The sequence below is a fragment of the Caldithrix sp. genome, from assembly GCF_056497305.1.
The window spans coordinates 38,243-64,309 of sequence record NZ_JBSMDE010000060.1; the positions used below are offsets into that span (position 1 = coordinate 38,243).

General features: G+C 46.8%; 22 protein-coding genes. All 22 read left to right on the top strand.

Annotation, left to right across the window (positions count from 1 at the left end; genetic code table 11):
• Positions 1 to 2: 2 nt before the first annotated feature.
• On the top strand, positions 3 to 1,094 hold the full coding sequence (gene flhB, locus ACWB0I_RS04950; protein WP_479386929.1) for a flagellar biosynthesis protein FlhB: 1,092 nt from the start codon (positions 3 to 5) through the stop codon (positions 1,092 to 1,094).
• Positions 1,087 to 3,162 (top strand): flagellar biosynthesis protein FlhA, encoded by a 2,076-nt coding sequence (gene flhA, locus ACWB0I_RS04955; protein ID WP_479386930.1) that lies wholly within the window; start codon positions 1,087 to 1,089, stop codon positions 3,160 to 3,162. The genes flhB and flhA overlap by 8 nt, the downstream gene beginning before the upstream one ends.
• Complete coding sequence (locus ACWB0I_RS04960) at positions 3,152 to 3,529, top strand: hypothetical protein (RefSeq protein ID WP_479386931.1); 378 nt, start codon at positions 3,152 to 3,154, stop codon at positions 3,527 to 3,529. Before flhA ends, ACWB0I_RS04960 begins: the two co-directional genes overlap by 11 nt.
• 6 nt (positions 3,530 to 3,535) lie before the next feature.
• Positions 3,536 to 4,324 carry a flagellar biosynthesis protein FlhF gene (locus ACWB0I_RS04965; RefSeq protein ID WP_479386932.1) on the top strand — a complete coding sequence of 263 codons (789 nt, stop codon included), beginning with the start codon at positions 3,536 to 3,538 and terminating at the stop codon, positions 4,322 to 4,324.
• The gene (locus ACWB0I_RS04970) at positions 4,321 to 5,202 is read left to right on the top strand and encodes a MinD/ParA family protein (RefSeq protein ID WP_479386933.1); all 882 of its coding nucleotides are present in this window, start codon (positions 4,321 to 4,323) and stop codon (positions 5,200 to 5,202) included. Before ACWB0I_RS04965 ends, ACWB0I_RS04970 begins: the two co-directional genes overlap by 4 nt.
• Entirely contained in the window at positions 5,190 to 5,441 is a 252-nt protein-coding gene (locus tag ACWB0I_RS04975) for a hypothetical protein (protein WP_479386934.1), read from the top strand. The genes ACWB0I_RS04970 and ACWB0I_RS04975 overlap by 13 nt, the downstream gene beginning before the upstream one ends.
• Positions 5,438 to 6,211 carry a sigma-70 family RNA polymerase sigma factor gene (locus ACWB0I_RS04980; protein ID WP_479386935.1) on the top strand — a complete coding sequence of 258 codons (774 nt, stop codon included), beginning with the start codon at positions 5,438 to 5,440 and terminating at the stop codon, positions 6,209 to 6,211. The genes ACWB0I_RS04975 and ACWB0I_RS04980 overlap by 4 nt, the downstream gene beginning before the upstream one ends.
• A gap of 32 nt (positions 6,212 to 6,243) precedes the next feature.
• Positions 6,244 to 6,543 (top strand): hypothetical protein, encoded by a 300-nt coding sequence (locus ACWB0I_RS04985; protein ID WP_479386936.1) that lies wholly within the window; start codon positions 6,244 to 6,246, stop codon positions 6,541 to 6,543.
• Positions 6,544 to 6,561: 18 nt separating this feature from the next.
• Complete coding sequence (locus ACWB0I_RS04990; RefSeq protein ID WP_479386937.1) at positions 6,562 to 7,698, top strand: PAS domain-containing protein; 1,137 nt, start codon at positions 6,562 to 6,564, stop codon at positions 7,696 to 7,698.
• A gap of 232 nt (positions 7,699 to 7,930) precedes the next feature.
• Entirely contained in the window at positions 7,931 to 8,641 is a 711-nt protein-coding gene (gene flgF / locus ACWB0I_RS04995; RefSeq protein WP_479386938.1) for a flagellar basal-body rod protein FlgF, read from the top strand.
• 13 nt (positions 8,642 to 8,654) lie between these two features.
• Entirely contained in the window at positions 8,655 to 9,443 is a 789-nt protein-coding gene (gene flgG, locus ACWB0I_RS05000) for a flagellar basal-body rod protein FlgG (RefSeq protein ID WP_479386939.1), read from the top strand.
• 5 nt (positions 9,444 to 9,448) lie between these two features.
• A complete protein-coding gene (flgA, locus tag ACWB0I_RS05005) occupies positions 9,449 to 10,174 on the top strand; it encodes a flagellar basal body P-ring formation chaperone FlgA (RefSeq protein ID WP_479386940.1) in 726 nt (241 codons plus the stop codon).
• Entirely contained in the window at positions 10,171 to 10,770 is a 600-nt protein-coding gene (locus tag ACWB0I_RS05010) for a flagellar basal body L-ring protein FlgH (protein ID WP_479386941.1), read from the top strand. Before flgA ends, ACWB0I_RS05010 begins: the two co-directional genes overlap by 4 nt.
• A 12-nt stretch (positions 10,771 to 10,782) precedes the next feature.
• On the top strand, positions 10,783 to 11,925 hold the full coding sequence (locus ACWB0I_RS05015; RefSeq protein ID WP_479386942.1) for a flagellar basal body P-ring protein FlgI: 1,143 nt from the start codon (positions 10,783 to 10,785) through the stop codon (positions 11,923 to 11,925).
• 10 nt (positions 11,926 to 11,935) lie between these two features.
• Complete coding sequence (locus ACWB0I_RS05020; protein WP_479386943.1) at positions 11,936 to 12,343, top strand: hypothetical protein; 408 nt, start codon at positions 11,936 to 11,938, stop codon at positions 12,341 to 12,343.
• Complete coding sequence (locus tag ACWB0I_RS05025; RefSeq protein ID WP_479386944.1) at positions 12,300 to 12,821, top strand: flagellar protein FlgN; 522 nt, start codon at positions 12,300 to 12,302, stop codon at positions 12,819 to 12,821. Before ACWB0I_RS05020 ends, ACWB0I_RS05025 begins: the two co-directional genes overlap by 44 nt.
• An 11-nt stretch (positions 12,822 to 12,832) precedes the next feature.
• Positions 12,833 to 14,176 (top strand): flagellar hook-associated protein FlgK, encoded by a 1,344-nt coding sequence (gene flgK / locus ACWB0I_RS05030; RefSeq protein ID WP_479386945.1) that lies wholly within the window; start codon positions 12,833 to 12,835, stop codon positions 14,174 to 14,176.
• A gap of 16 nt (positions 14,177 to 14,192) precedes the next feature.
• Positions 14,193 to 15,071: a flagellin N-terminal helical domain-containing protein gene (locus ACWB0I_RS05035; protein ID WP_479386946.1), complete on the top strand. Its 879-nt coding sequence runs from the start codon at positions 14,193 to 14,195 to the stop codon at positions 15,069 to 15,071.
• A gap of 9 nt (positions 15,072 to 15,080) precedes the next feature.
• The gene (locus ACWB0I_RS05040; protein ID WP_479386947.1) at positions 15,081 to 15,455 is read left to right on the top strand and encodes a hypothetical protein; all 375 of its coding nucleotides are present in this window, start codon (positions 15,081 to 15,083) and stop codon (positions 15,453 to 15,455) included.
• 64 nt (positions 15,456 to 15,519) lie between these two features.
• Positions 15,520 to 21,075 carry a glycosyltransferase gene (locus ACWB0I_RS05045; protein ID WP_479386948.1) on the top strand — a complete coding sequence of 1,852 codons (5,556 nt, stop codon included), beginning with the start codon at positions 15,520 to 15,522 and terminating at the stop codon, positions 21,073 to 21,075.
• A gap of 15 nt (positions 21,076 to 21,090) precedes the next feature.
• The gene (locus tag ACWB0I_RS05050) at positions 21,091 to 22,461 is read left to right on the top strand and encodes a tetratricopeptide repeat-containing glycosyltransferase family 2 protein (RefSeq protein ID WP_479386949.1); all 1,371 of its coding nucleotides are present in this window, start codon (positions 21,091 to 21,093) and stop codon (positions 22,459 to 22,461) included.
• Between the two features lie 974 nt (positions 22,462 to 23,435).
• Positions 23,436 to 26,030, top strand: coding sequence for a glycoside hydrolase family 2 protein (locus ACWB0I_RS05055; protein ID WP_479386950.1), 2,595 nt, complete (start codon positions 23,436 to 23,438; stop codon positions 26,028 to 26,030).
• Positions 26,031 to 26,067: the final 37 nt, after the last annotated feature.

Sequence of the window (26,067 nt, forward strand, 5' to 3'; positions counted from 1 at the left end):
CGATGGCAGACACAGCACAGGAAAAAACCGAACAACCTACCCCGCGGCGCCGTGAAGAGGCGCGGGAAAAGGGCAACGTCGCCAAAAGCGCGGAGCTGAACTCAGCGGTGGTGCTGTTTACAGGCATTCTATCCTTAAAGTTAACCCTGGCAGCTTACGGCCACCACATTGGGGATTACCTGATGGCGATCTATCAGGACGCTTCTACCATGGATTTAACCACGGACACCATGTCTTATCTCGCTTTGATGACTTTAAAAGTATTTGCCATGCTCACCTTACCGGTTATGGTAAGCATTATGATAGCCGGGGCAGCCATCAATTTTGTGCAGGTGGGCCCCTTACTCTCTTCCAAAGCCCTCAAACCGGATTTCAAAAAGATGAATCCTTTGAGCGGCATTAAAAAGATGGTTTCACCGAACGCCCTGGTCGAACTACTCAAAGGCAATCTGAAAATTGCGATTGTAGCCCTGGTTTCGTACATGGTTTTCGATAAGTATCTCGGTGAAATCAATAATTATGCCTATCTTTCGGTTGAGGAGCAGATTAATCTGCTGGGACTGTTATTTCTGGAATTAAGCGTCAAGGTCGGCATTGTGCTGTTGATTATGGCTCTGGCCGATTTTGGTTACCAGAAATATCAGTATGAAAAAGGCTTAAAGATGTCCAAGCAGGAAGTAAAAGAAGAAGCCAAGCAATACGAAGGTAATCCACGCGTTAAGAGCGCTATTCGTAGCAAGCAATTGCAGATGGCCCGCATGCGCATGATGAAAGAAGTTCCTGAAGCCACAGTTGTGGTAACCAACCCGACGCACATCGCCATTGCGCTCAAATATGAACCAAAAAGTAAACAGGATGCCCCGATTGTGGTGGCCAAGGGCAAACTGAAATTAGCCGAACGCATCAAGGAAATCGCCCGAAAACACGGGGTACCGGTTATCGAAAACAAACCTCTGGCCAGGGGCCTGTATGATGTCTGCGAAGTAGGCCAGGAGATTCCGGTGGCCTTTTACCAGGCTGTGGCCGAGGTGCTAAGTCGGGTTTACAATATGAACAAAAATAAATTACCAGAACTGGGAGAATTAAATGGCTGAGCAGAATAACAATTTTCTTCTAAAGCTCGCTTCCAATTCCAATTTGATGTTGACCGCCGGTATTGTGCTTATCATTGCGGTAATGATTTTACCCATGCCCAGCTTTTTGCTGGACACGTTACTGGTCATGAATATTTCGGCAGCTTTGTTGGTCTTGTTTGTCACCCTGTTCATCTTACGGCCCATGGACTTTTCGGTATTTCCGGGATTGCTGCTTATCTTAACACTGTTTCGGCTTTCGCTGAATATTGCATCCACGCGGCTTATTCTTAGCAGAGGCTATGCCGGCGAGATTATTGCCTCGTTTGGTTCGTTTGTGGTTCAGGGAAACTACGTAGTGGGCATGGTCATCTTTCTGATTCTGGTCATCATCAACTTTGTGGTTATCACCAAAGGGGCCAATCGCATTGCCGAAGTATCTGCGCGTTTTACCCTGGACGCCATGCCAGGTAAACAGATGTCCATTGACGCCGATCTGAACGCCGGTTTAATCGATGATGTGGAAGCGCAGCGCCGGCGCCAGGAAATTTCCCAGGAAGCCGATTTTTACGGTGCTATGGATGGCGCCAGTAAATTTGTGCGCGGTGATGCCATTGCCGGCCTGTTGATTACCCTAATAAACCTGATCGGAGGTTTGTTAATCGGAGCTTTGCAACGCGGACTCTCATTGAGCGAAGCGGCTTCTACCTATTCTCTGTTAACCGTGGGCGATGGATTGGTCGCTCAAATTCCGGCTCTGCTCATCTCCGTGGCCTCCGGTATTGTCATTACGCGCGCTTCCTCCAGCTCCAATATGGGCGATCAGTTAACCAGCCAGTTAGTGGCCCAACCGCGGGCCATTTATTCTTCGGCCGGTGTGGCCTTTTTGATGGGCATCATGCCCGGCATGCCTCTCATTCCCTTTACCGTGGTCTCTCTGATCATGGCCGGCATTGCCCGACAGATTCAGCTATTCCATCAACGGGAAGAGGAAGCCAAACAACTGGCTGAAGAAGAAGTGGAAGCGATTGAAGAACCGGAACGCATTGAAGAATTTTTACATCCGGATCCCTTCGAAATTGAATTGGGTTATGGACTTATTCCTCTGGTCGATGCCAGTCAGGGAGGCAATTTGCTCAAACGAATCAGTACCATTCGCAAAAGTCTGGCCATTGAATTGGGCATTCTGGTGCCTCCCATTCGCATCAGAGACAACATTCAGTTAAACGCCAATGAGTACATTTTTAAAATTTATGGCGTTAAGGTGGCCAGCGGGCAGGTGATGCTCGACCGCTACATGGTTGTCAATCCGGACAAATCCTTACAATTACGGGGCATCGAAATGGAAGAACCGACCTTTGGTCTGCCGGCTTTGTGGGTCAATGAAGAAGAGCGCGAACGGGCGGAAATTGCGGGCAACACCGTTGTGGAGGCGCCGGCCGTCATTGCCACGCATCTGATGGAAGTGTTACGCAACAATGCTTTTAAATTACTCGATCGGCAGGAAACGCAGCGCATGCTCGACCATCTGAAAGAGACGCACGGCGCCCTGGTAGAAGGCCTGGTGCCCGATGTCGTCTCTTTAGGCACTATCCGTTCCATTCTTAAAAACTTGTTGCGCGAGCGCATTCCCATCCGCAATCTGGTTACCATTTTAGAGACCATCGCAGACTACGCGCCCTTTTCTAAAGATGCCGATGTGCTGACCGAATATGTGAGATCAGCTCTGGCCGAGACAATTACAGAAATCCTGAAAGTGGAAGAAGGCTATGTGGCCGTGGCTTTACTCGAACCCAAACTGGAAGATCACATTCTGTCGGTTATCCGAGAAGGAGGCGCGCATTTGCAGAATCTGGGATTTACTCCACAGCAAGTGAATAATCTCTTTGAAGATATCGCCAACAAAATTGAAGACATGTCTAATCTGGGCGTGCAACCCACGCTGCTGGTTTCTCCGCAAATCCGGCGGGCCGTACGTAAATTTACCGAAACCATTTTTCCCAATTTGTTTGTGGTAGCCTATTCTGAGCTTACTGCAGACACCGAAGTTAAGTCAGTTGGAACAGTGAGATATCCCAATGAAGGTTAAGTATTACACAGGAAGCAGTCTGGCCGAAGCCATTACCAAGGCCAAACAGGAACATGGCAGTGACATCATTTTACTGGATTCCAAGGAGATCCAGAACACGCTGGACGGACAAAAGATTGTCCAGGTTTCCATCTCAGTGGATGACCATAATGGCCAGGTAAAAGATTGGAAACCGCCGGTCATGGACAAAAAGACCAAACAATTAAAACCTTCGCAGGTGGAAACCAGAGAAGACTTTAATTCCGTCATTGCCAACATACTTTCCCGTAAACCAAAATCGCTGGAACAGGAGAAAAAGATTCTGGATGAACTGGCCGAATTAAAAGAACAGATCAACAAGCTGCAACAGGCCAGTTTCAGCGAGTAGCTGCCTTTGCCTGAAAACTACGAACAAATTTTGCTCGGCTTGCAGGAAAAAGGATTTGCGTCCAAAATGGCCGAGGCATTGATCAAACGGGTGTATCAGCTCATCCCTAAAGGGCCCAAAGCTTCTAAACGGGAGATTATTTACGGGCTGAAAAAAGAGCTGCGCCAGAAATTGCGATTTTTTGATTTAAGCACCTTAAAATCGCAAAAAACCCAGAAAGTGATTATGATGGTTGGCCCAACCGGTACAGGTAAAACCACCATGGCTATGAAATTAGCAGCCCACCCCAAAATCCTGGCCAATCGGGAAGTGGCCATCGTTTCCACGGATCCCTATGGCCCCTCGGAAGCTCTAAAAGCCTTTTCCAGGATGAGCGGGGTTACAGTCCTTGAGAAAAAACGGCATGATGAGTTAACGCCCCTGTTACGCAAGTTGCAGGAATACGATGTGGTCATTGTAGATGTGGCGGGCAACAGCCCGTTCACGCCCAATTTTGTCAAAAAGATGGAAGAATACGTTAAACTCGTTAAACCGGATGAAATCTTCTTTGTGGCTCCGTTGAATATGGACCTGGATGATCTGTTCTCGGCCGCTTCGGTGTACATGCTGCTCAAACCTACAGGGCTGATCTTAACCAAGGTTGATGAATCGGCGAGGATTGGGAAATTTTTTACTTTAATGGATGAACTTGAGCTTCCGGTGGTTGCTTTTGGCGATGGCAAACGCATCTTTATTGATATTGCCCTGCCGGAAGAGAGCTACATTTTCGAAAAAGTCTTTGAGGGGCTTGCATGATTACTAAACTCAAACCAGGATTTGATGGCACAATTCAGGTAAGGAGAAACACAAAGCGCCAGAGTCAAATTATCGCCATTACCAGCGGTAAAGGGGGCGTGGGAAAGACGACCATTGCGGTCAACATGGCCATTGCCTGGCAGCAATTGGGTAAAAAAGTGCTGCTGATCGATGCCGACCTGCATCTGGGCAATGTGGATCTGAATTTAGGCCTGCGTACTGAAAAGACCATTGCCGATGTCGTCAAGCACGATCTGCCGTTGAATGAGGTCATTGTCCGCACGCCCATGAAGATCGATCTGCTGCCAGCTTCTACGGCCTCTCTGGACCTGATTGAGAGCGAAACCGAGGTTTTGGGAACCCTGGCTAAAAAGTTCAAAAGATTTGAGAACCATTACGATTATATCATCGTCGATACAGGAGCTGGCATTGCACTGAACGTGCTTTCATTTCTTTTAGGAGCGGATAAAGTGAGTGTGGTCATCACGCCGGACCCGGCTTCTATTACCGATGCTTATGCTGTAATCAAAGTGGTTAAAACCGTGAATAAAGATCTGCCGATTTATCTGATCGGTAATATGGTGAATCATAACGATGAAGGCGATATTTTATTCAAGAAAATGAACGTAATGGCCCATAAATTTTTAAATAGCCAGATTTTTTACGGGGGTTCCTTATTGAAGGACGACATAATTTCCCGCTCCGTTAAAAAACAAAAACCGTTCATCCTTGAACACCCTAACGGCCTGGCAGCCAATGCCATCCGGGCCATGATCCGCCGATTGATGCCTGCTCTGGCTCAAAATGGACTGGGCGGTAAAAATATTTTTGAACGTGTGTTAGAAACCAAAAATACTCAGGTAGAATGGAACCGTTGAGAAAATTCATTTTGAGAATCGCCAGTTTAGCTGCTGTGATTACCTTTGTCAGCTGCGCACTGAACGGCATTACCCTGGTAACCAGCCTGTTCCGCAGCGCGGTTGTCTATTTGCTAACCATATTGCTGGCAGTGGTTATGCTGAATATCTTGCGCTGGGGCGTGTGGGCTACCTCTCCGCCCCATAATCTGCCTCAAAAACAGGAAGAAGAGGAAGCAACAAAAGAGAAGAGTGAATGATGCAAACAACGCTTACCAACCTCAAGGAAGCAGGAGAAGCCCTGGTCAATGAATATGTGACCACAAGAAACGAACGCCTGAAAGGCAAAATAGTTGAACATTACGCCCCCCTGATTAAAAACATCGTAGGGCGGTACAATCTGCATTATTCTACCACCCTGAGCACAGAAGACCTTTACCAGTACGGCATTCTGGGGCTGCTGAAAGCGCTGGAACGGTTTAAACCCAATGGTGTGCCCTTCCATACCTTTGCTTACAAACGCATCTATGGCGAAGTGGTGGATGCCCTGCGGCGCGAGGGCATGATCGGGCGGGACAAATACGAAAAGGTACGTAACCTGGAAAAGACCATCAAAAAATTGACCGCATCGCTGGGCCGCGAGCCGGCGGTGCAGGAAATCTGCAAGGCCATGGATATTGAAGAAAAAACCTATTACGATATTCTCAACACTTCACTGTTGGTTTACACCACATCGCTCAATACCAAAATCAGCGACGATGAAGGCGATTTTATTTACAAAATTGATACCCTGAGCGATGAAAGCGCTCTCAGTCCGGAAGAGGAAATCGAACAGCAGGACCTGAAACGGCGGCTCAAAGAAATCATCATGAATGAGTTGACGGATCGCGAAAAGATCATCCTTGCCCTGTACTTCTATGAAGAATTAACTCTGGCCGATATTCGCAAGGTGGTCAATTTAACCGAGGCCCGAATTTCACAGATTTTGAACAAAACGCTGGTTCAAATTCGCGTTAAATTACTTAAATAGGTTAATGACTTGAAGAGGAAAGTTCAGGTAAGGTGGCGCAACATTTTAAACGACTGGTGATCATCGAAGGCGATTTACAGGCCTTACGCAAAAAGCTTCAAAAGGGCAGTGTGCTCAAAGGCCGCATCGTTTGTCATTTAGCCGAAAATCGCTACCTGTTGCGCCTTTTTGGGCAAAACCTGGTCATGCAGTCGAAGCTCAAATTCCAGCCCACCCAACAGGTTTACTTTAAATGCCTGGCTGTGCAACCTAAAATCCAGTTGCGCGTGTTTGACCCGCGAAACGGACTTATGGTTTCCAGGAGGTCCAGATCCATGAACATCGTTGTCTAAGGAATGGAGTGCAATTTAATGAGTCAAACAGATCAAAAAGCCATTTTACGGGACTACCAGACAACCATCACCATTCTCGAACATCTCTCTGACGCGCTTTTTATTTTAATGCCTGATGGAACCATTCAATATGCCAATCGGGTAGCCTGCGACCTGTTGGCGATCCGTCTGCCTGAAATATTGAACAAAAACCTCAATGCTTTTCTGGAACCGCCGTTTCCCTTTCTGGAAAATGAAAAGACCTTTCTGGAGCAAATCTATCAGAACGGTGTGTTGGAATTGGAAAGCACCTTAAAAAATGGCCCTTATGCCACACCGGTAGTGATCAGTTTTGGCTTTGTACGCAATGCGCAGGACGAGGTCGATTACATTATTGCCAACGCGCATGATATCAGCCAGCGGAAAAATCTGGAAAAAGAGTTGTACCAGCAGCAGCTTTATGCCCAATCCCGGCATCAGTACAGGGAATTGGGCGAGCTGGCCATAAACATCGTTCACCGTCTGAGTCAGCCCATTACCTCCATTCAGCTCATAATAGACATGCTACTAAAAAAAACGCAAAACGACCAGATGGAACGAACATTTTTTGAGAAGCATTTTCAACAGATCAGCGGACTGCTGAACCAAATGAACGAAGTTATTTCCAATGTTAGAAATTTTGCCTTCATGACCGAAGAAGAGCATCTCAAACCGGTCGATCTTTTTTCAGGCATTCAGGATGCCATTCAGCATTTGCATTATGAAATCACTGAAAACGATCTGGAAATTTTTATCAACAAAGACAAAGTCCTTCCTTCCATCTTCAGCGATCCATTGAACATTCAGCAGACCTTCAGCACGTTGCTGCGCTTTTTTCTCGCACGTTCTCTAAAAGGGAAACGGGCGCTGAACATCGATTTAATCAACGCCGATGACCGGTGGGTGAACGTACGATTCAGCAATGCACAATCACAATCTGCTCAACTGTCCGCTTCCGGGCCATTGAAATCGGATTTTAATCTGGCCGTGGTGCAATTGATGGTTACCTCCTGCGGAGGTGATTTTAAACATCTGCAAAATGAAGCCGGCGAACACATTTTTGTGTTGCGCTTTCCAGCCGCCGCCACGGACGACCGTCAACAACTCCTGAATATGATCGATTTAATGCACCACTAAAACAGGTAATTTTTTCCTCTCAAAAAGCAATTCCTTCCTTTCCCCTCATGCTATACTGATTACCGTGTTAAGGGCACTTTTTGTCATAGTGAAGTAGAAAAGCATTTAAAGTATTTAAAAACAATGAAATAAAGTGATTAAGAATCTCGCTTTTATTGGGCTGGCACCACCGTTGGTTAAGTTGGCATTGCATTTGCAAATAGTGCTAAAAAAAGAAGAGAGAGAGGCGACCATGAAGCTAAACATGACATCCATGAAACAAGCCATGCTTGGCCAGTTGCAATTGAATGAGGTGATCGCCAACAATCTGGCCAATATCAACACGCGCGGTTTTAAAAAGGATTTAATTTTTTTTGAGATGCTGCATAAGGATGATGATAACAGTAAAGCGCGCCAGGCTACAGACTTTGCCCAGGGCGCATTGACTGAAACCAATAATCCGCTCGACGTTGCCCTTTCCGGACGTGGCTTTTTCACCATTCAAACCGAGAACGGCATTGCTTTTACGCGCGATGGCCATTTTAAATTGGACGGCGATGGCGTGTTGCGCACTCAGCAGGGGCAGGCTGTTCTTGGCGAAGGCGGAGAGATTGTGTTGGTCGATGATGATTTGAAACCTGAGCAAATTACCATTACGCGCAGTGGAGAGATTTATCTTGGCGACGTGTACATCGATCGGCTGGCTATTAAAGATTTTGACGATTACAGTAAGTTACAAAAACGGGGAGAGAATATGTTTGTGGCGGATCAGTCTGTAGAAGCCAGAGAGTTGAGAGAGCCGGAGGTGCATCAAGGTTTTCTGGAAGAGGCCAATATTAATCCGGCCGAAGAAATGATCCAGTTAATAGAAGTGCAGCGGCAGTTTGAGAGTATTCAGCGCATGGTGCGCACCCTGGACGAGACCTTTCACAAAGCGGCTGCCGAAGTCGGAAAATATTATTAAAGGAGGTTGAGGGATGTTACGGGCTTTAAAAACCGCAGCCCTGGGAATGACAGCCCAGCAATTAAATGTCGATGTGATCGCCAATAACCTGGCCAATGTAAACACCACAGGCTTTAAGAAGAGTACCATTGAATTTCAGGATTTGCTTTACGAAAACCTGCAATTAGGCGATCGGGACGCCCGCAAAGGACGTGAAAATCCCGTAAAATTACAGATCGGCCTGGGAAGCCGGCCTGTGAGTACTTTTCGTTCCTTTACCAGAGGCGATGTGGTGCAAACCGGCAATTCCCTGGATCTGGCCATTAACGGTCGCGGCTTTTTTCAGGTGGAACTCTCAGATGGGAATTACGCCTACACGCGGGATGGCTCCTTCAAAATCAATGCAGAGGGTTACCTGGTGACCAGCAGCGGCCTGAAAGTGGTTCCGGAAATTGCCATTCCGGAAAATGTCAGCAGCATCCAAATCAGTGAAAACGGAATCGTTACGGTCATGATCGATGGGGAGACCGAACCCCAGGAGATCGGTCAGATTGAGCTGGTCACCTTCATGAATCCGGCTGGTTTGCTGGCACGTGGCGGAAATCTGTTTTCTGTCACGGAAGCTTCGGGCGAACCCATTTTTGGCTTGCCCAATGAACAGGGATTTGGCGGTCTGATGCAAGGCTATCTGGAAAAATCAAATGTGGACGTGGCCCAGGAGATGATTAATCTGATTGTGGCTCAGAGGGCTTACGAGATCAATTCCAAGGCTGTAAAAACAGCCGATGAACTACTTTCCATGATTAATAATCTGAAGAGGTAAGGAAGGTGAGGGCAGTACAAAAAGCGGTTTTGCTGGCATTCGTGGTATTGTTATTGCAGGCGCCCATTCAGGCCAGGGACAATTTGCAAGCGTTAATTAAGGAGAAAATCCAGCAATTTTACGTGCAACGGTTGTCCGTTTCGGCCGAGGATTTACGCCTTACGTTTACACGCTTGCCCAAACTTACAGCTTTGAAAGATCAGGCGCTCACCATTGAATGTCGTTCTCAGTCCAATGTCCTGCGTCTGGGGCGTCAGTCCATCTGGGTGCTTTTCATTAAAAAGCAGAAGATCATCTTAAAATCGCCGGTCACGGTGGATGTCGCTGTGCGCAAAAAGGTCTTTTTAACGCGCCAGAGTATTGGCTACCGCCAGAGGATTGAGCCCCATCAGGTGCAACAGGAAAAGGTGTGGATTCGCGATATTGAGGTTTATGAGCGGGCCATTACCAGCGAAGAACAATTGGTCTTTAAAGAGAGTACGCATTTCATTCCGCGGGGCAAAATTCTGCTTAATAGCGATTTGCAGGAGCCCACGGTGATCAAACCCGGTGACGAGGTTGAAATTTATGTGCGGGCTGGCGGCCTGGTGCTTAAAACCAGAGGTATTGCCTGTTCTGCCGGCAGTGTGGGCGATATGGTTTCGGTAAAAAATACCATGACCGGCAAAAATTTAAAAGGCAAAGTCACCTCGCCAGGCGTTGTTTTCATTAACCAATCGAGGTCATTATGAGAGTCATTGTCTTTATGTTAGCTTTTGTGTCATTTACACTGGCTCAGGCCATACCATCCCTGTACAGCGATATCAAGGCGCATCAGGTTGGCGATGTGTTGTCTGTCATTATTGTAGAAAAGGCCAATGCCAGCCGTCAATCCAAAAGCGATAGCAAATTAAATTCCGAAATAGGTATGGGCGCCAAATCCTCCGGAAATGTTGCCGACTTTTTGCCCGTTTTTGGCGGTTCGGGCTCGTTTTCTTCCAAACATTCCGGCGAAGATGGTACGGCGCAATCCGACCGGTTAACCGGCCGGATTTCTGTACGCATTGTGGAGCAGACAGAGAACGGTATGTTCAAAATCAAAGGCGAACGGAAATTGAATGTCAATGGCGAAGAAAATTTAATGCAGTTGCAGGGCTATGTTCGTCCCCGGGACATTACCTTCAGCAATACGGTGTATTCTTACAATATCGCCGATGCGCAAATTACCTACCGTAAAAGCGGTCTTGGTCAAAAATTTTTAAAAACCAGAACGGTTGTTAAAGCGCTTAGCTTTGCACTGGCCGGCTTAATGGTGGCAGCCAGCACAGGTTATTTTGTATTTAAATGAGGTCAGACCCCGATGAAATTAAAATCCAGTGTGTGCGCATGGTTAATCGTAGTGTTGCTTTTCTCAGCCGTCAGAGCTCAGGTGCGCATTAAAGATGTGGTAACCATCGAAAACGGGCATCGCCTTTCTCTGATCGGTTACGGCCTGGTGGTTGGCCTCGCTGGTACGGGCGACCGACCGGCCAGTCGTAGAGGAGCGATCTTTACCGTGCAATCCATCAGCAACATGCTGGAACGCTTTGGCATTACCATACACCGCGAAGAGCTGCGAACACGTAATGTGGCCGCGGTGATGGTCACGGCTCAGATTCCACCTTTTAGCCATGTGGGCGCGCGATTCGACGTGGTTGTTTCCTCGTTGGGCGATGCTACCAGTCTGGAAGGCGGCGTGTTGTTGATGACGCCCTTGCGCGATGGCGCAGGAAATGTGTATGCCATGGCGCAGGGACCGCTTTCGGTTGGGGGCTTTAATGTGGAAACCAGTTCCGGTGAACGTCTCAAAAAGAATCACTCCCTGGTGGGGCGCATCCCGGATGGCGGCTATTTGCAGGTTGAGCCGCCCAATCAGAATATCGATTTAAGTAAACCCATCGGCCTGCACTTAAATGAACCGGATTTTGTTACAGCGCGAAGAATCGCACAAAAAATTAATCAGGCTTTCCAGACGGTCAATGCAGAAAAAGAACTGGCACAGCCTGTGAGCCCGGGTCTGGTGCAATTGTCCTTTCCCGATTCGTTGCAAAGCCCGGCTCAGGCTGTGAGTTACATTGCGCAGATTGAAACCCTGATGGTCAACGTGGACGTGGAAGCGCGCGTGGTTATTAACGAACGCACGGGCACCATTGTGGCCGGGGGCAATGTGCGCATTGACGAGGTGATGATCTCGCACGGAAATTTAACCATCCACACCATGAGTTCTCCGGTAATTTCGCAACCTGCGCCGTTTAGTCGTGTGGGCCGTACGGTGGTAACGCGTATTACCCAGACTTCCGCAGAAGAGAGCGAAGCCAAAACCGCGGTCATTCAAAAAACAACGACAGTAAGCGAGCTGGCCAGTGCGTTGAATACGCTGGGCTTAAAACCGCGCGACATCATTGCTATTTTTCAGGCCATTAAAGAGGCCGGCGCCTTAAAAGCAAAACTGATTATTAATTAGGAGCGCTGTCATGGAAGTCGTTACATTGCAAACAAACCCAGGGCCAAAAGTTAAAGAGCCTGAAAAACCAACGACCAACAAAAAAGAAGAGGTGAAACTGCGCTCCAGCGCCAAACAGTTGGAAGGGTTGTTTTTAACGTTTGTTTTGAAAGCCATGGAAAAAACCATTCCCAAATTCGACAATAAGACCAGTTCCAATAATCTGGTTTCCATGATGTTCAGCAGCGTAATGGGCGAAGACCTGGCCAAACGAGGGGGAGTCGGCCTGGCTGATTTCATTTATCAGCACATGAAAAGTGATGATGCCAGGATCGCTTTACCGACCCAACAGTGGATTGAAAATTTACCAGATAAAATCATTTCAAGGAGGAACAATGGATCGTTCGAACATTTTCAGCCCAGAATCGACAAAAAATAAATTGTTCCAGCTCTTGCTGGAGGAAATCCATGCCTACAGTTACCTGGCAGAGACGGTGAAGCAGAAGCAGGAAGCGATCATTCACAACAAATTTGCTGAAATGGAAAATTTGACCGGCATTGAACGCCTGTTGGTAAAAAAGGCGGAGTTGATGCTGAAAACCAGAGAGAGTTATCTCAAAAAATTGCTGGGCAATGTAGACACGGATTTGCCTCTGCAGCTCAATTCCTACATCGAAACATTACCGGTTGAAGAACAGGCCCGCTGGCGCAGTTTACAACAACGCATTGCGCGTACAGTGGACAAAATCCGCCATATTAATCTGGAAAATCACCAACTGGTACAGGCTTCACTCAACTACGTACGCGGGGTGATTGATATGCTCTACGCCATGGATGAAGAATCCGTGCTTTACAGCAGTAATGGCCAGGAGCAGAAAGCGCCCGTCTCAAAACAGGTGGTAAATTACAATGTTTAAAAGGTGATGCCATGAGTATTTCCAGTATTTTAGAAATTGGTAAACGTTCTTTACTGGCCTATCAGTCTGCCGTAAGGACCACCAGCGATAATATTTCCAATGTAAATAACGAATATTATCGCCGCAGGCGTGTAAATTTCGATCTGCTTAATGCCGGTTACAGCCGTCTTGGATTGAATGTAAACGATGCCATCCGCCTACGGCAGCGCTTTGCCGAATACCAGATTTACTCCGAAAATCAACTTTTAGGCAAATACCAGAATACGCATCGGCTGCTTTCCCAGGTAGAGGTCATGTTTAACGAAGGGAGTGAAGCCGGTCTGTCCACGGTGATCAGTAATTTCTTCAGCGCCTGGAACGATCTGGCCAAAAACCCGGAAAGCGATGCGGCTCGCAATCTGGTGTTAGACAAAGCGATGGTATTATCGGATACTTTTGCCCGTATCGATGGCGATCTGCAGCACATTAAAGATCAGGTTCTCCCCGAAGCACAATTGACCATCGATGATATCAATAAAAAATTGAATTTAATCCACAAAATCAATCAACAAATCCGGAAGCAAGCTAATGCCGATTTACTCGATCAAAGAGACCGCATTCTGGATGAACTTTCCACGCAACTTAATATTCAGCTAAAAGAAAAAGACAATGGCGAAATTAACATCTATTCTGACGGGATTCTGCTTGTTTCTCATGACGTTATGAACGAACTGAAGGCCGTGGCGGTAAATGAAGACAGACAATCAAAGATTCAAGTCCAGCTCAAGAAAAATGGATATCAGCTGAAGATTGACAACGGTCAGTTAGGTGGATTATTGGAATTCTACAACGAAGTCTTACCGGAATACAAAGAAAAACTGGACACCCTGGCCCGGACATTAGCCAGTAAGGTGAATGAACTTCACCGCCAGGGAGAAAATCTGGAGGGCATCAGCGGACTCGATTTTTTTGCCCCGGATATTACCGGCATCTCCAACTTTAAGGTGAATCAGGTCATTGTGGAAAACAGCGGGCTGATTGCCAGCAAACCGATTGGCGGAGAAGTGGGCGATGGCAGTATTGCCCAGCAGATCAGCGATCTGCAATTCGCCTCCATTTTTAGCGAAGGCACAACCAATGACTACTACCAAACCTTTTTAACAGGCATCGGTGAACGTGTACAGGAAGCGGAATTTCAGGGCAATAGCCAGGAAATGATCGTGCAGCAATTAAAAAATCAACGTGATGCCGTGACCGGTGTTTCCATGGACGAAGAGATGACGCACATGGTGCAGTTTCAGCAGGCCTACGAAGCGGCCGCCAAGGTTATTACCACCGTAAATGAAATGATGACCACCGTCATGCAAATGGTTTAAAATTGAGGAATAAAGGATGCGCATCACACAATCCATGTTTTTACGCAATACCATGCAGCGCCTGTTCAAAAGCAGGGGCCAGCTGTTGCAAACTCAGGAACGCATCGCCACGCAGAAAAAGATTAAGCATCCTTCTGACAATCCTGTGGCTTACTCACGCGTTCAAAGATTACATGAGGCTCTGCGCCAGAATAAACTCTTTTTGCAAAACATAGAAGAGTCGGAAGGCTGGTTGAATAACACATCCAATTTACTGGAGCAAGTCTATCAGAATTTAGTCGATGCGCGGATTGAGGCCAGCAAAGGTACCGACGCGGTTGCTACCACTCAGTTGAGAGCTTCGCTGGCCGATCAATTGCAGGGCACCCTGGATGAGATGGTTACCATTTTAAATTCTACCTATCTGGGAAAAAACGTTTTTGCCGGAACCATGACCAAAGACATCACCCCTTTTCAAAAAGATGGGTTGGATGTTACTTACCAGGGGAATGACCAGAGCATTAAGCGCAAAATTTCCAAACGCAACGACTTCACAATTAATGTGCCTGGCGATCAAATCATGGACAGCGGCCTATTTGATGCCATGAAGCAAACCATCGAAGCGCTGCGCAATGATGATGTGGACGCTCTGAATTCCGCCCTGGAAAATATGAAAAGCGCGGAAAAAAAGTTGCTCAATCTCAGCACGGTGTATGGTTCAAAGATCGACAAATTACAGCTAATCAAAAATCGTTTGACCAGGACCAATGAAAATTTCCGAAAATTCATTTCTCAGGAAGAAGACGCTGTACTCGAGGAAGAGGTTATTCAATTAAAGTCCGAAGAAATCGCCTACCAGGCCGCTCTGCAATCGACCAGTCAAATTATGGAGCTGAGCCTGATGAAATTTTTGTAAGGATGAGCCATGATCGAAGAAGTAGTGTTTAAAACCTGCAAAATGTGTGGTAAAAACTGGTTTACGCGAGATCAATTCTGGAAAGATCCCCATATTCTTTTACTCGGTTACCAGGCGCATTTTGCTGACCCGGAAAAAGGGCTGTTGTTATTTGAGCACCATGAACAGGGTTGCGGCACAACCATTGCCGTACGTGTTCGGGATTTTAACGATCTTTTTACCGGAATCAGATATCCGGATTTAAAACTGAATTCTGAGGAATGTCCGCGCTATTGTCTGGATGAAAAAAATTTTAAAAGATGCCGGAACCAGTGTAGCATGGCTTTTGCCCGGGAAATTGTCCATTCTATTCAGAGCGGTAAAAGTCATGTTGGCGCGGTTTAGTTCTTTTGAGGAGAAGACAATCCATACACAAATGTAATCAATGGATTAGCATAAGGAGAAAATTATGGTTGTGGTCATTGGAGGAATGCATCGTTCAGGAACATCGCTTTTGGCGCGCATGCTCAATGTGCTCGGACTTGATCTGGGGCCAGAGGAAAAACTCATGCCTGCCGGGCAGGATAATTCGGAAGGCTTCTGGGAACACCTTGATTTCGTTAAGTTGAACGATGCATTACTGGAACACTTTGGCGGAGCCTGGGACTTTGTACCTTCATGGCCGGAAAATTGGAGCCAGGCACCGGAAATCCAGGAATATTTTGATCAGGCCGAACGAATCATTTTGCCTTTTGAAAACAAACCCCTGTGGGGCTGGAAAGACCCGCGCAATTCATTGACCTGGCCTTTCTGGAAAAGACGGTTACCCGAGGCTAGATTTATTCTGACCATCCGCCATCCCCTCGAAGTGGCCCGTAGCCTGCACGAAAGAAACTTTTTTTCCATCCCACATGCGCTTTATTTGTGGGAACAGTACAATGCGCCCTGGGCGCAGGCAACAGAGAACGAGGATATTTTGGTCGTGCATTATGAAGCGCTTTTGTCCCATCCGGAAAGCCAGCTGCAGCGCATTGTCCGTTGGCTGAACCTTGATCTTTCCTCTGAAAACATTGAAGCCGCTGTCTCCGTTGTAAAACCGGAATTGAAACACCATCGAGCCAATCAGGTTCTCTACGATCTCGAAGCCAAACAACCATCCGTACTGGAGTTGTACCGTCGGTTGTGTAAGCTGTCAGAACATGAACCGCAACTGTTGAACGCATCAGATTTAAGATCACAGCAAAAAGAGCAGATAACTCTGCGCTACAAAAACTGGTACACCGAATATTGTCCGGACCCTATTTTTGTGATCGGCTGTCATCGTTCAGGTGTCAGCGTTTTAGCTCATTCCTTAGCCAAACATTCACAAAACTGGATTGGGGAAACATCAGATTTTATGGCGCCCATCGCCAGTCAGGCCAGAGAAGCCTACCGACTGGGTACGCAACGCGGAGAACGACACTGGCTAACGGCCCAAAAAGTGGACCTTGATGAATTTATGTTTTATCTGGGCCTGGGGATTAATGCGCTTTACACCAGGCGCACAAACGAAAAACGCTGGATTGAACAGACGCCAGAGTACACTCTGCATGCCCTGGATTTAGCCCAGATGTTCCCTGATGCCCATTTCCTGCACATCATTCGCGACGGACGTGATGTTGTACACTCTATGTTAAACAGCGGCTTTGATACGCCCTGGGCTAAAGATTTTAAAACGGCCTGTCAAACATGGGTACGTTTTGTTACGGCCGGATTACAACTCGAAAAGGAACGTCCCCATCAGGCCCTGAGAGTGTATTATGAGTGGCTCAAAAAGCAACCAGAAGAACAGTTTAAGCACTTGACTCAAAAACTTCACCTGCCCTACGAAGAAGCGTTGAGTGAAATGTTTGCCGATGGCGGAATGATTAATTCTTCGTTTTCTAAAAAAGGGAAACTTACCTGGCAAAAAAGCTGGTCGCGAAAAGAACGGGAACTTTTTCATTCCATTGCCGGTCCATTGTTAATGGCCCTGGGGTATGAATCAAATGAAGGCTGGATCGATCAACCTTCGACAGGCAACTTACCTCCAGTTGATCTTACAGCGGACAAGGTTTTGGAACAGGTTAAATTACAAAAACCGCCGGCGACTTCTACGCGCACTCAGGTTCTTGCATCCCAAAAGGAAAAAGAGGCCCGGCCCCTGGTCTCCATTGTAATCCCTTTGTACAACAAGCTGGAGTTGACGCACCAGTGTTTAAAATCGATTTTAACCCATACACATTATCCAAATTTTGAAATTATTTTTGTGGATAACCATTCGACCGATGAGACGCCCGATTATTTAAGAAAACTAAAGGTGCCCAATGTAAAAATCGTGATCAATGAACAAAACTTGGGTTTTGTGGGCGGATGCAATAAAGGGGCGGAACAGGCCGAAGGGGAATTCATCCTGTTCCTGAATAATGACACCCAGGTACAGCCAGGCTGGCTGGAAGCGCTGGTGATGACCATGCAACAGCGGCCCGACTGTGGCATTGTGGGCAGCAAACTGGTTTACCCCGATGGTAAACTGCAGGAAGCTGGAGGTATCATCTTTTCTGATGGACAGGGCTGGAATTATGGCCGAGGCATGAACCCGGATGATCCACGATTTAATTTTGTGCGTGAAGTGGATTATGTGTCCGGCGCATCTTTAATGATCCGCAAAGATTTGTGGCAGAAAATAGGCGGTTTTGATACGCGCTACAGCCCGGCCTATTACGAAGACACCGATCTGTGTTTTAGCGCTCGCGAACACGGCTTTAAAGTACTTTATCAGCCCAAAAGCGTGGTCGTCCATTTCGAAGGTCAAACAGCCGGGCAGGACATCAATCAAGGTTTCAAGAAATATCAGCAGATTAACCATCAAAAGTTTGTGCAAAAATGGCAAAGACAATTAAAATCTCAATACAAAAACAATCCCAATCTTGTCCCCAAGGCTTCGCAACGTAATGTAGGCGCGCGCATCTTAATCAGCGATCCCTTCTTACCCATGTGGGACCGCGCTTCCGGTTCGTTGCGCCTCTTTAACTACATTAAAATTCTCAAAGAAATGGGCAATCATATTACCTTTATTGCCCGGCTGGGTTCCACAGACCCCAAATACAAAGACACCCTGCAACAGATGGGCGTAGAAGTCTATGAAAATGATGAAAAAGCTTTAAACTTTGCCGGTTACACGGTTCATGCCCAATGGCCTGCTATTCCTTACGAACTTATTTTTGAGGAACGTCAGTTTGATCTGGCTATTCTGTCTTTCTGGTACAATGCAGAGTACTATTTGGGACTGGTACGCAAATATTCCCCCACAACCAAGATTATCATCGATACGGTAGATATTCACTTTGTGCGCGAGTTACGAGAGGCAAAGCTCAAAAATGATCGGATTATGGAGCAGGAGGCCAAACTTAAAAAAGAACGTGAGATAAACATCTACCGTCTGGCAGATCGCCTATGGGTGGTTACTGAACAGGATCAAAAACATATTGAAAAATATGTGCCAGATATTCCCATTGATATTGTGCCCAATATTCATGAAACGGTATCCTTACAAAAGAGCTTTAAGCAAAACGCCGATTTATTGTTCGTCGGTAATTTTGGCCACCCGCCTAATATCGACGCCGTTCAATTTTTTGTGAAAGAGATATGGCCCACAGTAAAAGGCAGCTTAAAAAATGTAAAATTCTATGTGGTAGGAAATAACCCGCCTCCGGAAATCCAGAAACTGCAAAGCGAAGACATTATCGTAACCGGCTATGTGGAAGATTTAAAACCTTACCTGCAACGGGCCCGCGTCTCGGTTAGCCCTTTGCGTTACGGCGCAGGAATGAAAGGTAAAATTGGAGAGGCCTTAAGCTATGGTTTGCCGGTTGTCACCACTTCCATTGGCGCCGAGGGCATGAATCTGATTCATGGACAACATGCTCTGATCGCAGACGAGGCCGGGGATTTTGCTCGGCAGATCGTTCGTTTGTACAACGATCAGGCGCTCTGGGAAAAACTGGCTGAAGAAGGCAAACGCTATGTGCAGGAGAACTGGGGGCCGCAGGCTGTCAAAAAGACCTTGCAAAACATCCTTTCTGATCTGAACTCGAACTTAGATGTGCAGCCCAAAGTGTCCATTATCATGTTGACTTTTAACGCCCTGGATTACACCAAAAAATGCCTGAACAGCATAATACAAAACACACGCATTCCCTACGAGATTATTTTGGTCGATAATGGCTCCAGCGATGGAACTGTGCCCTTCCTGAAATCCATTCAAAAAAAATATCCTCACATTAAAGCCATTTTTAATGACAAAAACAGAGGTTTTGCTGCCGGAAATAATCAGGGCGCCCGCCGGGCAAAAGGAAAATACCTGCTTTTCCTGAATAACGATGTTCTGGTTTCCGGAGGCTGGTTGGAGAATCTGGTTCAGGCGCTGGAAAAAGATCCCCTGATTGGTATGGTAGGGCCCGTCACCAATCAAATTAGCGGCTTGCAACGGCTGGCAAAGATTCCGTACCACGATGAGACGGGGTTCCATCAATTTGCCCAGCAAGTTCTGCAAATTAACAAGAATAAAATTACGCCCCGCAGAAGAATTGCCGGCTTCTGCATGCTGATGCCTGAAAAACTGTTTAAAAAAGTTAAGGGGTTTGATGAACATTTTGGCACTGGCAACTTTGAGGATGATGATCTGTGTATTCGCCTGCGCAAACGGGGCTATGCCATCATGGTGCATGAGGGGGTATTCATCCATCACTTTGGTAGCCAGACTTTTAAGGCCAATAAGATAGCTTATGACACAAGCATCAAAGATAAGGCGAAAATATTTTTCAAAAAACATCCGGCCATCGATTATGAAGTCTTACTGGAATTAAAAGATTCCCTGAATGAAGTTCATCAAAAACAAAAAGAGCAGATAAACCTGGCTTTAAATAATGGCGATTGGGTGCGCGTAAGGCAAATTTCTGAGGAAATTTTGGCTGAAAATCCGTTGGATGATGCCTGCTGGTTTTACCTGGCTTTAGCACACCGAATGAAGAAAAACTATAGTCAGGCACTGAAGGCTGTGGAGCGCATTTTGCTACATGATGCTCAGAAAGCGGCCGCTTTGAATTTGAAGGGTGAAATTTTGCTCGAGGAGCACAAATTGGAAGGAGCAAAACTCTGTTTCCAGTGGGCGCTGGATATCGAACCCGACTATCTCGATGCCCGGCGAAATTTAGCCTATTGTCTGGTGGAGAGCAATGCCTTTGAACAGGGCATTACCATGCTCAATGAGATTCTGGAACAGAATTCCGAGGACATTCCAACGCTACTCTATCTGGCTAATCTACATCTGGAAGCAGAAAAATACGAAGAGGCTGCCGAGTTTATTGGCCACATCCTGCAACTTGAACCGGAAAATCAACTGGCCCGACAAATGTGGGACGTGCTGCCGGATGCGATTCTGTTGAAACGAACCAGAAAACAGGAAATTGAAAAGGCCATTGCTGCACTGAACCGTGGAGAAGCCAGTCTGGCCAGAGAATCCTTTGAGCAGTTAAAAGAAGAAGAACCAGAAAATGTGGAAGTTCAGTACGGGTATGCCCTTGCCTTACAGATGTTGAATGACCAGGAAGGCGCAAAAAAGCAGTTGCACAAAATTCTGGCAATGCGGCCGGATTTTACGCTGGCTTTGAATGATCTGGCGCGGCTGGCCTTTCTTGAAAATAATTTTGCGCAGGCCAAGACGTATTACCAGAAATCGCTTAGTGTCGATCCGGATCAAACAAAAGTCATCAACCAGTTGAGCGAAACCCTGTTTGCCCTGGGTGAATATGAAGCGGGCGTGCAGTTGTTGGTGGATGCGCTACAAACCCATCCGGAAGATGTGGAAACATTAAAACATCTGGCTTCCATCTACCAGGAAGCCGGTAATCCGGACATGGCCCGGGCTTTATGGCTGAAAGTCCTCAAGCTCAATCCACAGGATGAAGATGCCCGCGCACTCGTGGAGCAAATGGTTAGTCATTAAAAAGATTGGAAGCGCATGAAAAGACAAAAACTCTCGGTCTGTATGATTGTAAAAAATGAAGAGCGTTTCTTAGCCGATTGTTTAAAAAGCGTTCAGCCAGTAGCCGATCAAATTGTGGTTCTGGATACCGGCTCTACCGATCGAAGCGTTGAAATCGCCCGTTCATTTGGGGCTGAAGTGCATCATTACCAATGGCAGGATGATTTTGCCTCGGCCCGCAACGCCTCCATTAAATTGGCCAGAGGCGACTGGATTTTTTGGCTGGATGCCGATGAGCGGCTGGAACCACAGTCAGTTAGTTCATTAAAAAGACTGTTGAAACCGGAAAAGAAGCCGGTGGCCTATGTGGTAACCGTCAAAAACATTATGGCCGATGGTAAAACCTTTAAACTCTCTACCGGGCATCGTTTGTTCACCAATCACAAAAAGCTCTATTTTGAAGGCCGCATTCATGAACAAATCGTTTACAGTTTGGCGCGCAATGATGGGGAAGAGCGTTCTTGCTCCGTTAGTTTGTTACATCTGGGCTATGCTCTAAATCCGGAAGTACAGAAAAAGAAGGATCAGAGGAATCGTGCCCTGCTTTTGAAGATGGTCGATGAACAACCAAACAATGCCTATGCCAATTACACCCTGGGTCAGAATTACAACTTGAGCGGGGAACTACACAAAGCCCTGGAGCACTACCTAATCGCTTTAAAAAAACAGCGCTTCCAGCAATCGCTTGAACGTCAGTTGCTCAACAATATCAGTGAAGTGTACCTGAAGCTCAACAATCCTGAACAAGCACAACGATTTGCCGAGAAATCTTTGCAACTAAGCCATCAGCAAATTGGCGCTTACTATCTGATGTACAGAATCTCTCTGCAGCAGGAAGACCTGCTCAGCGCACTGGACTGGCTTCAGCAGTTACGGGCTAAAAACAGGGCGGTGGATCAAAAGCAGTTTACACCGGAAAACGATATTTTGCTTTCGGATGCGGATATCTTATTTTCCATGAGTGAGTTGTATCTGAAGCTGCAGGACGTTTCTGGAGCAGAGCGCTGCTTTAATCAACTTTTTGAACAGGTGATTGATTCAAATGCGATTCTGAAACGTGTTATTGAACTATTAATGCGTTATGGCCAGTTTGCGCTGGCTTTAAAGCTACTCAATCAGCATGCAACTTCCAGTGATCCTGAACTGCTTGATTTAACCGGTACATTACAGATTAAAGAGCAAGATTTTTTAGGCGCAATTCAGAGCTACACAAAACTATTTCAATTACAACCATCTAATTTAGGGGTTGTCAAACGCTTAGCGGGACTCTTTCTTAAAATTGGAGAAAAGGAAAAAGCAGAAAATTTGCTGAGAATGTTAGGAAGTTTACAGACTACTCCCTCATGAATCATGGCTAAAATAGGTGGAATAACTTTTGCGTTTAACGAAGATCACGCGGATGCTCGCAGAAGGAAATCAATGAAAAAAAGAATCTGCGTCAACCTGTCCGGCTGCACCGGCCAAACAGGTCTGCGCTATCAGCAAGTTACCAACATTCCGCCCAGGTGTGTTAAGCTTAGTGTTTCACGAAGATCCGTCTGGCTATCGAAAAGTAAGTGGTTAGAGAATGCGCATTTTTAGTAACCGGCCGTATCTCAGAGTCTTTTTAATAAAAATAGCTAAGGCAGCACAGCCGCAACCAAAATCAACCACTGAGAGCACAAAGATTTCAAAAAAAATATAAAATTTATTGACATGTAAGGCGAAAACTCAGCAAAGCTGCACAATTTGCTCACCTTCCCGTTATTAAAAGAAGGGAAGGGGGCAGGGAGGTTAGGATCTTCAACACAAAAATTTTCGCATCCCGTAGCGCAACCCTCCAGAATCGCATTGGCTCGATAGAGCCAATAAAAAAATGACAGGCCAGTGCCCCGGAACCCTTTAACTCTTAAACTCTTAATTCTTCCCTTCCAACAGAGGAAGTTATTTCCCGAATTAGCCCTCACCCCTCGGTCCCCCTCTTCCAGAATAAAAATCTGGGAGAGGGGGAAGACCTGTGTGGGAAATTTTCCTAACTATGTTGAAAATACAATTCACGATCAAAGGGAATTGGGAATGTCAGCCTGATGCTCATTCAACCATTCAACAAATCAACAATTCAACAGATTTACTTTCTCACATAGCACAAAAATTTTCGCATCCCGCTAAACGGGATTGAAGTTTTGAAGGAAGTATTCTAAATTACAGGAAAAAAATTTATCCATACCACGAAAATCTTGGATTTTAAGCGGAATTCAGAAGCGGAACAAAAAATCTATTGCATTTTGTCCATTCATAGATTATATTATCGATAACTGTTATCGTTAACATTAGGAAACAGTATGGCGCGTTATTCGCTTCTTCTTGTGTTTTCGCTTTTTTTCCTTTTTGGGCAATGTAATCTCTCAGAGCATGAAATCGCTCATCGAATGACTTTGCGACAATGGCAACTTAAAGCGGCAGATTCCGTTCAGTTTTCCGGACAACGAATTTCACAATCCGATTTTAAAGCACAAAATTGGTTGTCTGTACATGTGCCAACCACGGTAATGGGCGCGCTGCTTAAGGCCGGTCGCTACAAGGACATCTTTGTGGGCATGAATCTAAAAAAGATTTCCACCAAAGCCTTTCAAAATGCCTGGTGGTATCGTTGTACCTTCGATTTGCCGCATCTAAAACGTCTGCCCAAAAATGTTTTGCGTTTTAATGGTCTGAATTATCGGGCCGATGTCTTTTTGAACGGCCATCAGCTTGCCAGCAAGGATTCCCTTTTCGGCGCCTTCCGCGTCTTTGAACTGAACATCTCTTCTCTGGTCAAAGAAAAAAACAATGTGCTGGCAGTTCGTGTCTATCCTCCGCAGGCAGGCGATTTTACCATCGGCTTTGTGGACTGGAATCCGGCGCCGCCCGATCGTAACATGGGGCTATGGCGACCGGTGGAAATTCGGCGCGCCAAAAACGTTTTATTAAAAGATCTTTTTGTTAAAACGACCTTTGATTCGTCCTTGCAAACGGCCCGCCTGACGGTGCTGGTTACGGCCCTGAATTTGAGCGATCAGGCTGTCAGCGGAGTTCTGGAAGGAACGATTGAAAGCCACACGTTTAAAAAATCCTTTCATTTAAAAGCCGGAGAAAGCCTCATCATTCCCATGGATGCCGAAGAGTTCCCGCAACTTATTTTTAAACATCCCCGCTTATGGTGGCCCCTGCACATGGGCGAAGCCAATCTTTACGCTTTAAAACTTGTGGCCAGAGTAGAGGGCCAGGTTTCGGACGAAACGCAAATCCATTTTGGCATGCGTAAAATTGAAAGTTATTTTACCGATCAGGGGCATCTTGCTTTTAAAATCAACGGACAAAAAATATTGATCCGCGGGGCGGGCTGGACGGATAACCTGTTTTTAGACAACTCTGCGCAAAATGTACGCAATCAATTGCGCTATGTGAAAGAGATGGGGCTGAATACCATTCGTCTGGAAGGCTTCTGGGGCAACGATCAAACGTTGTACAATGTGTGCGACAGTCTGGGTATTTTAATCATGGCCGGCTTTAGCTGCCAGTGGGAGTGGGAAAATTATCTGGGCAAGGCCTGCGACCAGTTCGGCGGCGCGCGCAGCCAGCAGGACATGGATTTGCTGGCCGCTTACTGGCGCGATCAAATAACCCTGTTGCGCAATCATCCGTCGATCTTTGTGTGGCTGGCGGCCAGCGACATGCTGCCTCGTCCTGCCCTGGAAAAACGCTATTTGCGCATTCTGGAGCAAATCGACGGTACGCGGCCCTATCTGGCGTCTGCCGCCGCGCGCGTTAGCGAGGTGAGCGGTCCCACCGGCGTAAAGATGAACGGCCCGTACGACTACGTCCCCCCGCGCTACTGGTTCGAAGACCGAAAACATGGCGGCGCATTCGGCTTTAACACCGAAACCGGTCCCGGCCCCCAGCCTCCGCCTTTAAGCAGTTTGAAAAAAATGATTCCCGCCCAACACCTCTGGCCCATTGATTCGGTATGGGACTACCATTGCGGTCGAAACGAGTTTAATTCCCTTAAACGGTATCAACAGGCTCTGATCCAGCGCTACGGCCAGCCGGACAATGTGAACGATTTTGTGCGCGCCGCTCAGGCCATGAATTACGAAGCCATGCGTTCCATGTTCGAGGCCTTTGCCGTGAATAAATTTCAGGCCACCGGCATCATTCAATGGATGTTAAATTCCGCCTGGTCGGAGATGTACTGGCAGTTGTACGACTACTATCTGATGCCCAACGGCGCTTTTTACGGCGCAAAAAAAGCCTGTGATTCGTTGCAACTTATCTACGATTATTATAAGCAGACGGTTTTTCTGAACAACAATACGCTTCAACCTTTTTCCGATCTGGCGGCCGAAATTAAACTATTCGATGGGCATTCAAGGCTGGTTGAAAAGCGGAACATCCAGAGCGCCATTGTAGCCAATGCCGTCAAGGCGGTGACGCGCATTCCGCACGATAAGGCGTCAACCAAGGTTTATTTTCTGGATTTGCGTTTATTCGATGCGCAGGGCCGGCGCCTGGCTTCCAATTTCTACTGGCTTTCGCGCAAGCAGGATGTTCTGGATTACTCGAACTCCACCTGGTTTGTAACGCCCATTAAACAATTTGCGGATTTTACCGCGCTGAACGCTTTGCCCGCGGCCACGGTTAACGTCCAAACCATCCCTGCTCGCCATAGCGGCCAGCTGATAGTTCACCTGCAAAACACGTCGCACCATCTGGCGTTCATGCTTTATCTGGAATTGCAAACGGCAAAGGGACAGCCGGTTGTGCCGGTTTTCTGGAGCGATAACTACCTCTCCCTTTTGCCGGGAGAGCGGCGCGAGGTTACCGTCCATTTTGCCGGCCAAGAAAAAACGGTGGTTAAGGTAAACGGCTGGAATACGGACATCCGCTATGAACATTAGCCGGAGATCGGCTTATCGTAAACAGTAGCGTGGAACT

Bases quoted from the DNA above. Each gene is read 5' to 3' on its own strand.
- flhB (WP_479386929.1), top strand. From the start codon at position 3: ATGGCAGACACAGCACAGGAAAAAACCGAACAACCTACCCCGCGGCGC.
- flhA (WP_479386930.1), top strand. From the start codon at position 1,087: ATGGCTGAGCAGAATAACAATTTTCTTCTAAAGCTCGCTTCCAATTCC.
- ACWB0I_RS04960 (WP_479386931.1), top strand. From the start codon at position 3,152: ATGAAGGTTAAGTATTACACAGGAAGCAGTCTGGCCGAAGCCATTACC.
- ACWB0I_RS04970 (WP_479386933.1), top strand. From the start codon at position 4,321: ATGATTACTAAACTCAAACCAGGATTTGATGGCACAATTCAGGTAAGG.
- ACWB0I_RS04975 (WP_479386934.1), top strand. From the start codon at position 5,190: ATGGAACCGTTGAGAAAATTCATTTTGAGAATCGCCAGTTTAGCTGCT.
- ACWB0I_RS04980 (WP_479386935.1), top strand. From the start codon at position 5,438: ATGATGCAAACAACGCTTACCAACCTCAAGGAAGCAGGAGAAGCCCTG.
- ACWB0I_RS04990 (WP_479386937.1), top strand. From the start codon at position 6,562: ATGAGTCAAACAGATCAAAAAGCCATTTTACGGGACTACCAGACAACC.
- flgF (WP_479386938.1), top strand. From the start codon at position 7,931: ATGAAGCTAAACATGACATCCATGAAACAAGCCATGCTTGGCCAGTTG.
- flgG (WP_479386939.1), top strand. From the start codon at position 8,655: ATGTTACGGGCTTTAAAAACCGCAGCCCTGGGAATGACAGCCCAGCAA.
- ACWB0I_RS05010 (WP_479386941.1), top strand. From the start codon at position 10,171: ATGAGAGTCATTGTCTTTATGTTAGCTTTTGTGTCATTTACACTGGCT.
- ACWB0I_RS05015 (WP_479386942.1), top strand. From the start codon at position 10,783: ATGAAATTAAAATCCAGTGTGTGCGCATGGTTAATCGTAGTGTTGCTT.
- ACWB0I_RS05020 (WP_479386943.1), top strand. From the start codon at position 11,936: ATGGAAGTCGTTACATTGCAAACAAACCCAGGGCCAAAAGTTAAAGAG.
- ACWB0I_RS05025 (WP_479386944.1), top strand. From the start codon at position 12,300: ATGGATCGTTCGAACATTTTCAGCCCAGAATCGACAAAAAATAAATTG.
- flgK (WP_479386945.1), top strand. From the start codon at position 12,833: ATGAGTATTTCCAGTATTTTAGAAATTGGTAAACGTTCTTTACTGGCC.
- ACWB0I_RS05035 (WP_479386946.1), top strand. From the start codon at position 14,193: ATGCGCATCACACAATCCATGTTTTTACGCAATACCATGCAGCGCCTG.
- ACWB0I_RS05040 (WP_479386947.1), top strand. From the start codon at position 15,081: ATGATCGAAGAAGTAGTGTTTAAAACCTGCAAAATGTGTGGTAAAAAC.
- ACWB0I_RS05045 (WP_479386948.1), top strand. From the start codon at position 15,520: ATGGTTGTGGTCATTGGAGGAATGCATCGTTCAGGAACATCGCTTTTG.
- ACWB0I_RS05050 (WP_479386949.1), top strand. From the start codon at position 21,091: ATGAAAAGACAAAAACTCTCGGTCTGTATGATTGTAAAAAATGAAGAG.
- ACWB0I_RS05055 (WP_479386950.1), top strand. From the start codon at position 23,436: ATGGCGCGTTATTCGCTTCTTCTTGTGTTTTCGCTTTTTTTCCTTTTT.